This is a genomic window from Pikeienuella piscinae (genome assembly GCF_011044155.1).
Lineage (GTDB): Bacteria > Pseudomonadota > Alphaproteobacteria > Rhodobacterales > Rhodobacteraceae > Pikeienuella > Pikeienuella piscinae.
This window is the reverse complement of sequence record NZ_CP049056.1, coordinates 3,314,940-3,327,792: the sequence shown is the minus strand read 5'-3', so window position 1 is coordinate 3,327,792 and position 12,853 is coordinate 3,314,940. Positions and strand designations below refer to the sequence as shown.

The window sequence follows — 12,853 nt, the reverse complement described above, 5'->3', positions numbered from 1 at the left end:
CTCGTCTGCTGAAAGGCGCGCATGAACGAACTCGCCCGACTTGAACGCCGAAGGCGGATCATCAACGGCTGGCTGCTGCTGTCGCCGGCGCTGATTTTCCTGTCCCTCTTCGCCTTCATCCCCTCGGTGGCGACCTTGTGGGAGAGTCTCTTCTCACGCGGCACGCGCCGCAATCCGAGTGAGTTCATCGGCGGCGGGAACTACGCCGACCTTTTCGCCGACCCGACATTCTGGCTCGTCGTGAAGAACAACCTTCTCTACGCTGGCGTCACGATCCCGGTCTCCATCGTCATCGCGCTTTCGATGGCGCTCTGGGCGAACTCGAAAATTTCCGCACGGGGGTTCGTGCGCACCGCCTATTTCACACCGACCGTGCTGCCAATGATCGCGGCTGCCAATCTCTGGCTCTTCTTCTACACGCCGGGCCTCGGCGTGCTCGACCAGATCGGGGCGCTGTTCGGGTTCACCTCCGTCAACTGGCTGGGTCAGCCAGAAACCGCGCTCTGGGCCATCGTGATCGTCACGATCTGGAAGGAGAGCGGCTTTTTCATGATCTTCTACCTCGCCGCGCTACAGACGATTCCACCCGATCTGAAGGAGGCGGCGGATATCGAAGGCGCGAGCCGCTGGACCTATACGCGGCGCGTCGTCCTGCCTCTTCTGGCCCCGACGACGCTCTTCGTCATGGTCAACGCGCTGATCAACTCGGTGAAGCTGATCGACCATCTCTTCATTCTCACCAAGGGCGGCCCGTCGGACGCCTCGAAACTGATCCTCTATTACATCTGGGAGATGGCCTTCGCCTATTTCGACGCGCCCCACGCGGCGGCGATGACGGTGCTGGTGCTGGTCGTCCTCGGGATTGTCGCGGCGGTCCAGTTCACACTGCTTGACCGCAGGACCCATTACCGATGAGCGGCGGGCTGGCACGGCTGCTCGACACCACGGGCGCATGGCTTCTCGCGGTCGTCTGGGTGGCGCCGCTCGTCTTCGCCTTCTGGGCGGCGTTCCACAGCACGTCGGACGCGGTCAATTTCAACATTGGTTCGGCCTGGACGCTGGAGAATTTCCGCACCGCATGGACGGGCGCGCCGTGGTTGCGCTATTTCCTCAACACATTCCTTCTGGTGACGGTGGTGCTTTCGGGGCAGCTCGTCCTCACGACGCTGGCCGGTTACGCCTTCGCGCAGTTCGATTTTCCGGGACGGGACACGGTCTTCATCCTTGTGCTGCTCCAGCTCTTCATTTTGCCCGAAGTGCTGATCGTCGAAAACTACGCAATGGTCTCGCGACTCGGTCTTTTCGACACGGTGTTCGGCATCGGCGCCCCTTATTGGGCCAGCGCATTCGGCATCTTCCTGATGCGCCAGGCGTTCAAATCGGTGCCGAGGGAACTGGACGAGGCGGCGCGGATCGAGGGGTGCGGCTGGCTCGGCGTCCTCTGGCGGGTCTATGTGCCCGCCGCGCGGCCGACCTATATCGCTTATGCGCTGGTTTCCGTCTCGACCCACTGGAACAATTTCCTCTGGCCGCTGATCGTCACCAATTCCGAGGAGACGCGCCCTCTCACGGTCGGCCTTTCGATTTTCGCGGCGCCGGAGAACGGCGTGAATATATCGGTCATATCAGCGGCGACGATCATGACCGTCGCACCATTGCTGATCGCCTTCCTGATCTTCCAGCGCCAGTTCGTTCAGGCGTTCCTGCGCGCCGGGATTCGTTAAAAGGCCGGCTGGACAAGCCTGGGCAATCAGGGGAACATGGGGTCGATCCAAGGGCCAACCCCAAACAGACGAGGACGGAATGCTTGACGTGGATCGAAGTTCCGAGTTTGAGCGCCTGCCGCCAGAACAGGCCCGCGCCCTGATCGCGCGCGGCGAACACACCGGCGGCACGGCGAACATGGCGAACGGGCGCGTGCAGGGGAATCTGGTGATTCTGCCGAAGGCCTACGCTCTCGACTTTTTCACTTTCTGCCACGCCAACCCCAAGCCCTGCCCGCTGCTCGGCGTATCGCAAGCCGGCGACCCGGCCCTGCCGATGCTGGGCGACATCGACATCCGCACGGATGTCCCACATTACTATATCTACAGGGACGGACGCTTCGTTGAAGAGGTGACGGAGATCGGGAGCTACTGGCGCGAGGACCTCGTCAGCTTTGTTCTCGGCTGCTCCTACTCCTTCGAGGAGCCGCTGATGGCGGCCGGCATCGGCCTCCGCCATGTCGAGCTTGGCCGCGTCGTGCCGATGTATCGCACGAACATCGAAACCCGCCCGGCCGGCCCCTTCGGCGGCGGCCTCGTCGTTTCGATGCGGCCGATGAAGCCGGCCGACGCGATCCGGGCTGTTCAGATCACCACCCGGTTTCCCGCCGTTCACGGCGCGCCGGTGCATCTGGCCGAACCTGAGCAGATCGGGATTCGCGACCTGATGACGCCGGACTGGGGCGACCCGCCTGAAATGCGCGACGGAGAAATCCCGGTTTTCTGGGCGTGCGGAGTCACTCCGCAGGTCGCCATCGAGCGCGCCCGGCCTGAAATCTGCATAACGCACAAGCCCGGACACATGCTGATCACCGATCTCGACAACGCGTCGCTCGCAGCCATCTGAACCAGCGTGACCAATCAAGATTTTGAAAGGAAGACCATGCCGAACCCCCATGCCCACCTCGCCTGTCTAACCACTCTGACAGCCATCGCGATGCTCGCCGCGGCGCCAGCCGGGGCGCAGGACCTGATGGAGCGCGAGTTCAGCGTGGTCGGAAGCTGGAGCACGTCGAGCCTCTATCCCGACCACGAGGTCCCGTTCTGGACCAAGACGCTGCCTGAAGCGTCGAACGGCGCCATCACCGTGAATATCAAGGCTTTTGACGAACTCGGCCTGTCCGGCGGCGCTGTCTATGAAATGGTTCAGCAGGGCGTCTACGACGTCGGCGCGACGGTGATGGACTATGTCGCCGGCGACGACCCGCGGCTCGAAGGGGTCGACCTCTCCGGCATCGCCGACCCCGTCCTCGCGCGCGAGATCGCCGACGCCTATCGCCCGCAGCTTGCGGCGGTGTTCGACGAGACCTTCGGCGGCAAGCTCCTCGCGGTCGTTCCGTTCACCTCGCAGGTTGTTTTTTGCAACACACCCATCAAGGGGCTTGAGGATTTCGACGGCAAGCGCATCCGCGGCTCCGGCCGGATGACAATCGATTTCATCGAGGCGCTCGGCGGCACCGGGGTCGACGTCTCCTTCAACGAGGTCACGATCGCGATGGAGCGCGGCGTGATCGACTGCGGCATCACCGGCTCGCTGTCCGGCTATCTCGCCGGCTGGCCCGAAGCGGCGACCCACTTCTACCCGCTGCCGGCCGGCGGCTGGGACCCGGTCGGCATCGTCATGCGGAACGATGTCTGGGAGGGGCTCGACGAGGCGACGCAAACCTTCCTCATGGATGAGTTCGCAAAGTTCGAGGACAGCGTCTGGACCGACGCCAGCAAATCGACCGAGGTGGGCATCGCCTGCAACACTGGCGGCGACTGTCCTTATGGCGACGCGGCCGATCTGACTTTGGTCCAGATCACCGACGCCGATCTCAAGACGGCGCTCGCCACGCTGAAGGACGACGTGCTGCCGCTCTGGGCCGAGCGCTGTGGCGAGGCCTGCATCGAAAACTGGAACTCGACCGTGGGCAAGGTGCTGGATATCAGCGCCGCCGCCAAATAGCGGCTCGCACGCCGCACCGATGAAAGGGGGCCGGGCCTGGTGGACCGTTTGACGAGCCTACCGAGAAGCCTCGACATCGTCATTTCGTCGGCTGACAAGATCGCGCGCGTCGCCCTGCTTATGGGCGGCGCGCTGATGTTGCTTTCCGCCTTCATGATCGGGATGGACGTCGTCCTGCGGCGGGTCTTCGGCGTATCGACATGGGGGGCGGGAGAGCTTTCCTATTACGCGCTCGCCGTTTCAACGAGTTGGGCGTTCTCCTATGCGATGCTGACCAAGACCCATATCCGCATCGCCATCCTGACCGAGCGCCTGACGCCCCCCGTGCGCGCCGCGTGCGATATCATCGCGCTTCTGGCGATGGGGTGGTTCTCCACCACGGCTTGCTGGGCGATCTGGGGTCTGCTCGAGCGGACGTGGGGGCGGGGAACGACCTCGCTCACGGCGCTCGCCACGCCGATCTGGATTCCGCAGGCGCTCTGGCTCGCCGGGTTCGCCTTCTTCACGCTGATCATCGCGCTCCTCGTTCTCAGGGTGCTGGCGGCGCTGTTTATCGAGCGCTCCTACGCGATCGCGACCCTGCACGGCGGCGCCCCGACGACGGCGCAGGAAACCGAAAGCGCCATCGCCGAAGGCCGAGCGAGCGTTCACAAGGATACACTCTGATGCTGGGCGTTTCGATCGTCGTCCTTCTGGCGCTGCTGGCGCTCAGCGTGCCGGTTGCGGCGGCGCTCTTCATCCTCGGCGTGACGCTCGACTGGGGCTATTCGCCGGCGCCGCTGATCAACGCGCTCGGCAGCCAGCTCTGGAGCACATCGACCAGCTTCATCCTCGTCGCAATCCCGCTCTTCATCATGATCGGCGAGATTCTCCAGCGCTCGGGAATCGCCGCCAAGGTCTATGACGCGCTCGACGCATGGCTCTCCTGGATGCCGGGCGGGCTGATGCACGCCAATATCGGCACGGCGACCTTCTTTTCCGCGACCTCCGGCTCTTCGGTCGCGACCGCCGCCACGGTCGCTACGATCGGAATGCCGCAGGCGCGCAGGCTTGGTTACGATGAGCGGTTCTTCGCGGGCTCGATCGCGGCGGGCGGCACGCTCGGCATCCTCATTCCGCCCTCGATCAATCTGATCGTCTACGGATTTCTCGCGCGGACTTCGATCCCGCAGCTCTTTCTCGCCGGCATCGTGCCGGGCGTGCTCATGGCGCTGCTCTTCATGATTATCATCGCGGCTCTTTGCGCGTGGAAGCCGCATTGGGGCGGTGGGCGGCGTTCGGCCACCATGTCCGAGCGACTGTCCAAACTGCGCCATTTAGGGCCGATTCTTTTGCTCTTCGCCTTCATTATCGGATCGATCTACGCCGGATGGGCCACTCCGACGGAGGCGGCGGCCATAGGCGTGATCGCGGCGCTGGTCATGGCCTGGGCCGCCGGCGGCCTTTCATGGCGCATGATCTTCGAGACGCTCGAAGGCACGATGCGCACGACGGTGATGATCATGCTGATCCTGATTGCCGCGAACTTTCTCAACTTCGTGCTGGCCTCCGTCGGGCTGACCGACCGTCTGCTCGAGGTGATCACCGAACTCGACCTCGGCCCCATGCAGACGCTGATGCTGTTGATCGCGTTCTATATCGTCCTCGGCTTCTTCGTCGAAACGCTCTCGCTGATGATCGTGACCATCCCCATCGTCATACCCATCGTCTCCGGGCTGGGGTTCGATCTCGTCTGGTTCGGCATCCTGTTGATCGTGCTGATCGAGATGGCGCTTATCACGCCGCCGATCGGCCTCAATCTCTATGTCGTGCAGGGGGTGCGCGACCGGGGGTCGCTGAACGAAGTGATCGTCGGCGTCATTCCGTTCGCCGTGGCGATGTTGTTGATGATCGTGGCGCTCCTGCTGTTCCCAGGGCTCGCGCTCTTCCTTCCCGGTTTCGCCGAGGGCTGACTTCAATCTTTGAACCGGTCCGACAAGGGGCTATTAGTCCCGCAAGCGGAACAGAATCCAATGGAGCATGGAACATGACGAAAAAGATCTCGGGCGGCGTTCTCTCCCCCGTTGTCACGCCGTTCGACGCCGAACTGAGGCCGGACCGGACACGCTGGCTGGCCCATTGCCGTTGGCTTCTGTCGCAGGATTGCGGGCTGGCGATTTTCGGCACAAATTCCGAGGCGAACTCGCTTTCGCTGGCCGAGCGGCGCGATCTTTTGGAAACCGCTGCGCAGGAGCTCGACCCCGGCAGACTGATGCCGGGAACCGGCGCCTGCGCCCTGCCCGACGCGGTGGAACTGACTCGTGCGGCCGTGGACTCGGGGTGCGCCGGCGTGCTGATGCTGCCGCCCTTCTACTACAAGGGCGTCCCCGATGACGGGCTCTTCGCGTTCTACTCAGAAATCATCCAGCGCATCGGCGACGAGCGGCTGCGCATCTACCTCTACCACATCCCACCGGTGAGCCAGGTTCCGATCTCGCTCGACCTGATCGAGCGTCTTCTGGCCGAGTATCCGGGAACGATCGCCGGCGTAAAGGACAGTTCAGGCGATTGGGCGAACACCGCTGCGATGATCGAGCGGTTCGACGATTTCGACGTCTTCGCCGGTTCGGAAGAGTTCCTGCTGCCGACATTGCGCGCGGGCGGGGCGGGCTGCATCAGCGCCACGGCGAACATAAACCCAGCGGCGATCCACGACGTCTTCGTCAATTGGGAAGCGCCCGACGCGGACGCGCGACAGGAGGCGATCACCGCGTTCCGGCGCGGGATTGCGAAATTCCCGATGATTCCGGCGCTCAAGGCGGTGATCGGTCTGCGTACCGACGATCCGGACTGGGGGCGGGTGCGCCCGCCGCTGATGCGGCTCGATGAAGCCGCGCTCACAGCGCTGGCGCAGGTCATCGATCAGGCGGATTTTCAGATGCCCGGGCGGCGTGAAGCGGCGTAGCGATCGCTGAAACGCAGTCCATTCAACGCAAGAGACGGAAGGAGAGGCGGCATGTCGACGACATTGTTGCGACTGGAACCACATGATGGCGCCGCCAGAGATGTGACGATCGACCGGGCGATCGTGGCGGGTTGGACCGGCCGCGATCAAGCCACCGTAGATCACCACGTCGCGGAACTGGCGGAGCTCGGCATCGCGCCGCCGTCGGAAACACCTCTCTACTATCGGGTGGCGGCGGCCATGGCGACCGGCGCGACGGTGATCGAAGTCGTCGGCGACGGCACGTCCGGCGAAGTCGAGCCAGTCTTGATCGACGACGGCGACCACCTCTGGCTGGGGTTGGGTTCGGACCACACGGATCGCGAACTTGAGGCGCATTCCATCGCGCTATCCAAGCAGATCTGCCACAAGCCGATCGCGCGCGCGGTCTGGTCGTACGACGAAGTGCGGGATCATCTCGACGCGCTGGAACTGCGCGCGTGGATCCGGAGCGCCCCGGAAGAAGATTGGGTACTCTATCAGGAAGGAACCCTAGCCGATATTCGCCCCCTGCCGGAGCTCATCACCGGCTCACCCGCGGCGAAAGGCGCCGGGCGGCTGGAGCCGGGCGCCGCAATGATGTGCGGCACCGTGCCCGCGCTCGGCGGCGTGCGGCCGGCGCGCTTTTTTCGCATGGAGCTCCGTGATCCGGTTCTGGGACGGTCGATCGAGCATGCTTACGAGACACTGACCCTTCCGATCATCGCCTGACGTAAGGGCCCGCGCGGATTACATCATTTGCGCGGGCAACCATGTCGCGATCGCTGGAAACGTGATGAGGATCGCGACGCCGATCAGCATCATCACGAAAAAGGGCGCGGTCGCCTTGGCGACGTAGAAAATATTGCGCCCGGTCAGCAGCTGCACGACGAAGAGGTTGAAGCCCACTGGCGGCGTGATCTGCGCGATCTCGACCACGAGAACCATGTAGACACCGAACCAGAGCGGGTCGATCCCCGCCGCCTGCGCCATAGGCAGGACGATCGAAATCGTCAGCACGATGATCGAGATTCCATCCAGAAAGCAGCCGAGGATCAGGAACAGAAGCGTCAGTGCCGCGAGCAGCGGATAAGCGGTGAGACCATAGCTGTTGATGAGATTCGCCAGCGCGCGCGGAATGCCGCTATAGCCCATCACGCTGGTCAGAAAAGCCGCCGAGCCGATGATGAAACCGATCATGCAGGAGGTCCGCGTGGCGCCATAAAGGCTCTCCCGGAACGCCACTCGATCCATGCCGCCGGAAACGAAGGCGATGATCAGCGAACCGGCGACGCCAAGCGAGGCCGCCTCCGTCGGCGTCGCATAACCGCCATAGATCGAACCGATCACCGCGACGATCAGAAAGACGACGGGCAGAAGCAGGCGCAGCCTGTAAAGCCGCTCGCGCCAGGTCATCCTTTCGACCAGCGCCGGCATCTTGCCGGGATGCAGAAGCGCCCAGATCGCGATATAGCCCATCAGCAGCGCCATGAGCATCAGCCCCGGAAACACCCCCGCGATGAAGAGCCGCCCGATCGAGACGTTGGCGGAGACGCCATAAACGATCATCATGATCGAGGGTGGAATCAGCAGGCCGAGCGTGCCCGAGGCGGCGAGCGAGCCGACAGAGATGCGCTCGTCATAGCCGCGCGCCTTCAGTTCCGGCAGCGACATGCGTCCGACCGTCGCCGCCGTCGCCGCCGAAGAGCCGCTGACCGCGGCGAAGACGCCGCAACCGAGAACATTGACGTGCAGCAGGCGTCCCGGCAGCCGCGTCACCCAAGGCGCAAGCCCCTGGAAAAGATCGTCCGAAAGCCGCGAGCGAAAGAGGATCTCGCCCATCCAGACGAAAAGCGGCAGAGCCGTCAGCGTCCAGCCGCTGAGCGCGCTCCAATATGTCTGCGGCATCACCAGCGTGACCGGCGCGCTGGTGACCGACCACATACCGATGATACTGATAAGCAGGAGAGAGACCGCCACCCAGATCCCGCCTCCGAGGAAGAGAAGCAGCAATACGCCGAGAAACGGACTGAAGGTGATGGGATCCATGGTTATGCGCCTGGCTCTTCACCGCGCGCCACGCGGCTTTCGGTGTCCTCGAATGCGCGATAGGTCGGCTCACGCCCGCTGAGAACAAGAACGAGCTGCTCGATCAGCGCGATCTCCATCAGGATTATTCCGAGCGCCATCGCAATCTGTGGAATCCAGAGCGGCACCGGCACCAGCCCGACTGAAACATCGCCGAAGCGGTAGGAGTCCCAGGTCATCATCGTCGCCGACCAAGCGAAAAGCCCGATGGCGAAGACGGCGCCGGAGAGGCACCAGATCTCGACCAACCGCCGCGGCCCGGGCGGAAGGGCCTGAAGGACGAGCCCGACGCGGATATGCCCGCCCGAACGCAGCGTCCAGGCGAGCGCGAGAAAGATCGAAGCCGCCATGCAGAAGCCAGCGAACTCGGTTCCCGTCGAGACGAGATATCCGAGCGTTCGGCCCACGATCTGAATGAAGGTGAGCAGCGCGATGGCGGCGAGCAACACAGCCGACAGGACGCCGGCGAGATGAAAGATCCCGTCCAGCACCTTCACTCTGAAGCCGCCGCCACGGATCACTTATTCCATCGCTCTGTAGCGGTCGATCACCGCCTGACCCTCGTCGCCCGCAGTCTCAAGCCATTCGCCCAGCATCGCCTTGCCGATCTCCTTCAGGCCGGCGAGAAACGCGTCGTTCGGCTTCTTCACGGTAATGCCGTTCTCGGCGAGCGTCGCGATCTGCTCCTCGGTCACCGCGGGGGCGTTCTTCCAGGCGCGCTTCTCGGCGGCGGCGGAGGCTTTCATCACCGCTTCCTGCTCATCTTTCGACAGCCCGTCAAAGACATCTTGGTTCATCACGATGACGTTCCAGGTGATGAAGGCCTCGACATCATAGAAATGGCTAACGAAATCCCAAGCCTGAGTGTCGACGCCGGTCGTCGGCGAGGTGATCATCGCCTCGACCACGCCGGTCGCGAAGGCCTGCGGCACCTCGGACTGCTGGATCGTCACCGGGGTCGCGCCCATCAGTTCCGCCAGCCGGGCGGTGCTGGGGTTATAGGCGCGCATCGTCACCCCGTCGAAATCGGAAAGATCGTTGATCTCCTTGTCGGCGTAGATGCCCTGACGCGGCCATGACTGGATGAAGAGCAGCTTCACGCCGCGTTTGGCCAGCTCCTCCTCGATCGCCGGACGCGCCGCCTTCGCCAGCTTGCGGTTCGCCTCGTAGCCGACGGCGAGAAACGGGATCGCGTCAACGGCGAAAATCGGGCTTAGGTTCGACTGCATCGACATCAGATATTCGCCGAGTTCGACCTGCTGCGTCTGCACCGCCCTCAGCACGTCGGGCTGACGGACCAGCGAATCCTCGGGATGCACATCGATCTTGATTTCACCACCCGAATTTTCGGCGACGTCCTCGACGAACTCAATGATGTTCTTCGTCATGTAGTTCTGCGTGTTGGAGCGCGCAGGCATGTTCCACGACGTTTCCGCCGTCGCCGCGCCCGCCGTGGTCAAGGCGGCCATGGCGCCGGCCGTCACAACCGCGATCGTTTTGCCTTTGAAGTCCATGTCAATCTCCCCAGTTCGCAGTTAAGCAATCAGTTCCCAAGTTCGGCCCGCGCCAGGTCCCAGAGCAGCCGATAGCGCCCTCTCGATACCAGGCTCAGTCCGCCCGCAACGGTCGCGAGGTCCAGCGCCGCCTCGGCCGGGCCGAGCGCCTCCTGCCCGGTCGCATCGATCAGCACATACCAGTCGTTCGCACCCGCCGCCGCCGCAGGGTCATCTTTCAGCGGCTTCGAGAGATCGGGATCGTTCGCCAGTACATGGACTGAAATCACGCCATCGAGATCGAGCGCCGCGTCGATCCGCGTTTTGAAGGAAACGGTTGACGTTTCCATCCCCGGCGCCGGGCGAAGGCGGATGAAGCCGAGCGCAGCGCCGCGCCCGACGCCCCGGCTCTCCACCACGCGGGCGCATGCGCGAGTCGCATCGCGGAACCGCTCGATGTTTCTCAGCGACCATGGCGTCTGGTTGGCGAGTCGATGATGATATTCGGGGCTGCCCAGCGTTTCGATCGTCTCGGTGGTGTAGATGCCGAGATAGCGCTCGAACGCATCTTCGGCGATGTAGCGGCGCGCTTCAAGGAAGCCGGGGATCGCAACGCGCTCCTCAAGATGCTCCTTGTCATACCACCTGTTGAAATCCTGTTCATGCTCCGCGCTGACATTCATGAAGTTGATCAGCATGGCTTGGCCGGAAAGGGGCATTGGCGCTTCTAAGCTCCTGTCTGCTGTGAATCGCCCGTGGCGAAATGGCGCGTGGGCCGCGCGGACTCGTCAAGATTCGTGGGCCATGGCTCTTTCGGTGTCAATGCCGGCGCCAGCCTACCCCGCGCGGGGTGCGTCCACGACGCCACTCACGAGGTTCACCGCCAGAAGGGCGACGCTCGAAAGCGTCTTCGGGTCGACCAGGATCGGCTCAAGACTGCGCAGGAGCGCGGCGATGTCGCGTTCCCGCGCCGCACGCGCGGCCTCAGCCTCCTCGACCGTCACCGCGGAGAACCGAACCGTCGCGCCCGGCGCGAGACGTCCCAGCGCCGCCAGATCCGCCGAAATCACCGTGGCGATCTTGGGATAACCACCCGTCGTCTGGTGATCGGCCAGCAGCACGATCGGCTGACCGTCTCCCGGCACCTGTATCGCTCCAGTCGCGATACCGTCCGACACGATGTTGTAACCCCGCTGGTGCTCCAGCCGCGGACCACTCAGTCGCAAGCCCATCCGGTCCGCATCTTTGGTCACAACGAACTCCGCCGTCAGCAGAGTCGCTAGTCCGGCCTCGCTGAAATAGTCGTCCTGCGGTCCGAGCACGACGCGGATCCGTTCTGGCGGCGTTAGCGTCGGCGGCCGGGCGGCCCTGATTTCGGGCCGAGCCGCGACTGTATCGAGATTCAGTCCGAGCCTGTCGCCCTCCGCGAGGATGCGCCCTTCGAATCCGCCAAACCCAGCTCGCAGGCATGTCGAGCGGCTGCCGAGAATCTCCGGCGCGTCGAATCCCCCCTCGACCGCAAGATACGCCGTGACGCTTTCGCGGAGCGGCGGAACGCGAATGACCGCTCCTCTCTCCAGCCGGACCGTCCGCCAAGGGGCGATCTCGCCCCGCTCAGGGGCGATGATCTCCAGCGGCGAGGACGCGCCACAGAGCGCGACGCGCACATGATCCGCCGCGATCTTCAGCGTCGGGCCGGCGAGACGCATCTCCAGCGCCGCCTCCCCCTCTGTATTGCCGACCAGCGTATTGGCGAGCCTGAGCGACTCCGGATCGAGCGCGCCCGAGACCGGAATACCGGCCGCCTGATGACCCGTCCGGCCAAGATCCTGCAAGGTCGTGAAGGGCCCTGGGGCCTCGACGACAAGCGCCGCGCTCATGCGCTGTCCCCGGCGATCTCGACCCGCTCGGCGGCTGGGCGTGACAACAGGTGATCGTATTCATCAACCTCGATCGGGCGAAAGCGAACATGATCGCCGGCGCGCAGGAGCGAGGGCGGATCGCGGCGGATGTCGAACAGGACCGCCGGGGTCCGGCCGATGGCGCGCCAGCCGCCTGGGCTCTCGAAGGGATAGATGACGGTCTGCCCGACGGCGATCGCCACGGTCCCGGCGGGGATACGCGTACGCGGCGTCTTGCGGCGCGGCAATGTCAGTTCCTTGGGCAGATCGCCGAGATAGGGATGCCCCGGAGCGAATCCCATCATGTAAACGTAATGCGTGATGTCGCTATGCAGTTTCGCCGCTGCTTCCGCCGTGACGCCGCCGGCCTTCGCCACATCTTCGAGGTCAGGCCCGTGCGAACCACCGTAAACGACGGGCAAGGTCACCGCTCGGCCCTCCGCCTCAGCCTCGGCCTCGTCGGTCGCCAACACCTCGATCTGCGCGCGCAAACGGGCGCCGGAGATGACGAGCGGATCGTAATGCACCATGAGCGAGCGGAAGGTCGGCACCGTCTCGATCACGCCCTCGATCGAGCCGCGCTCCAGCGCGCGCCGCAGCGCCATGGCTCTCGCGCTGAGAGAACGGTCGACACGATCGCCAAACTCTATAGTCAGAGCGCAATCGCCTGACGGGAGATAACGGATTTCATTCGACAT

At 64.0% G+C, this 12,853-nt stretch carries 14 protein-coding genes; 8 read left to right on the top strand and 6 right to left on the bottom strand.

Annotated elements, in window-relative coordinates; genetic code table 11:
• Positions 1 to 21 precede the first annotated feature (21 nt).
• The 8 genes from G5B40_RS15840 (at position 22) to G5B40_RS15805 (ending at position 7,405) form a co-directional block, all read left to right on the top strand.
• A complete protein-coding gene (locus G5B40_RS15840) occupies positions 22 to 915 on the top strand; it encodes a carbohydrate ABC transporter permease (RefSeq protein ID WP_165100506.1) in 894 nt (297 codons plus the stop codon).
• Positions 912 to 1,724, top strand: a complete 813-nt coding sequence (locus G5B40_RS15835) for a carbohydrate ABC transporter permease (protein ID WP_165100504.1) — start codon at positions 912 to 914, stop codon at positions 1,722 to 1,724. The genes G5B40_RS15840 and G5B40_RS15835 overlap by 4 nt, the downstream gene beginning before the upstream one ends.
• A gap of 88 nt (positions 1,725 to 1,812) precedes the next feature.
• Positions 1,813 to 2,610: a putative hydro-lyase gene (locus tag G5B40_RS15830; protein WP_425500067.1), complete on the top strand. Its 798-nt coding sequence runs from the start codon at positions 1,813 to 1,815 to the stop codon at positions 2,608 to 2,610.
• Between the two features lie 36 nt (positions 2,611 to 2,646).
• The gene (locus tag G5B40_RS15825; protein ID WP_165100500.1) at positions 2,647 to 3,711 is read left to right on the top strand and encodes a TRAP transporter substrate-binding protein; all 1,065 of its coding nucleotides are present in this window, start codon (positions 2,647 to 2,649) and stop codon (positions 3,709 to 3,711) included.
• A 39-nt stretch (positions 3,712 to 3,750) separates the two neighbouring features.
• Positions 3,751 to 4,377: a TRAP transporter small permease subunit gene (locus tag G5B40_RS15820; RefSeq protein ID WP_165100497.1), complete on the top strand. Its 627-nt coding sequence runs from the start codon at positions 3,751 to 3,753 to the stop codon at positions 4,375 to 4,377.
• Positions 4,377 to 5,663 carry a TRAP transporter large permease gene (locus G5B40_RS15815; protein ID WP_165100495.1) on the top strand — a complete coding sequence of 429 codons (1,287 nt, stop codon included), beginning with the start codon at positions 4,377 to 4,379 and terminating at the stop codon, positions 5,661 to 5,663. Before G5B40_RS15820 ends, G5B40_RS15815 begins: the two co-directional genes overlap by 1 nt.
• Before the next feature lie 74 nt (positions 5,664 to 5,737).
• The gene (locus G5B40_RS15810) at positions 5,738 to 6,655 is read left to right on the top strand and encodes a dihydrodipicolinate synthase family protein (protein ID WP_165100493.1); all 918 of its coding nucleotides are present in this window, start codon (positions 5,738 to 5,740) and stop codon (positions 6,653 to 6,655) included.
• Between the two features lie 51 nt (positions 6,656 to 6,706).
• Positions 6,707 to 7,405, top strand: coding sequence for a DUF2848 domain-containing protein (locus tag G5B40_RS15805; protein WP_165100491.1), 699 nt, complete (start codon positions 6,707 to 6,709; stop codon positions 7,403 to 7,405).
• An 18-nt stretch (positions 7,406 to 7,423) separates the two neighbouring features.
• Here G5B40_RS15805 and G5B40_RS15800 read toward each other — a convergent pair whose 3' ends face one another.
• The 6 genes from G5B40_RS15800 to pxpB form a co-directional block, all read right to left on the bottom strand.
• The gene (locus tag G5B40_RS15800) at positions 7,424 to 8,722 is read right to left on the bottom strand and encodes a TRAP transporter large permease (RefSeq protein WP_165100488.1); all 1,299 of its coding nucleotides are present in this window, start codon (positions 8,720 to 8,722) and stop codon (positions 7,424 to 7,426) included.
• Between the two features lie 2 nt (positions 8,723 to 8,724).
• The gene (locus G5B40_RS15795) at positions 8,725 to 9,282 is read right to left on the bottom strand and encodes a TRAP transporter small permease (RefSeq protein ID WP_165100485.1); all 558 of its coding nucleotides are present in this window, start codon (positions 9,280 to 9,282) and stop codon (positions 8,725 to 8,727) included.
• Entirely contained in the window at positions 9,283 to 10,275 is a 993-nt protein-coding gene (locus tag G5B40_RS15790) for a TRAP transporter substrate-binding protein (protein WP_165100483.1), read from the bottom strand.
• Between the two features lie 29 nt (positions 10,276 to 10,304).
• Positions 10,305 to 10,973: a DUF4286 family protein gene (locus tag G5B40_RS15785; RefSeq protein WP_165100480.1), complete on the bottom strand. Its 669-nt coding sequence runs from the start codon at positions 10,971 to 10,973 to the stop codon at positions 10,305 to 10,307.
• Between the two features lie 117 nt (positions 10,974 to 11,090).
• On the bottom strand, positions 11,091 to 12,134 hold the full coding sequence (locus tag G5B40_RS15780) for a 5-oxoprolinase subunit C family protein (RefSeq protein WP_165100478.1): 1,044 nt from the start codon (positions 12,132 to 12,134) through the stop codon (positions 11,091 to 11,093).
• A complete protein-coding gene (gene pxpB / locus G5B40_RS15775) occupies positions 12,131 to 12,853 on the bottom strand; it encodes a 5-oxoprolinase subunit PxpB (protein ID WP_165100476.1) in 723 nt (240 codons plus the stop codon). The genes G5B40_RS15780 and pxpB overlap by 4 nt, the downstream gene beginning before the upstream one ends.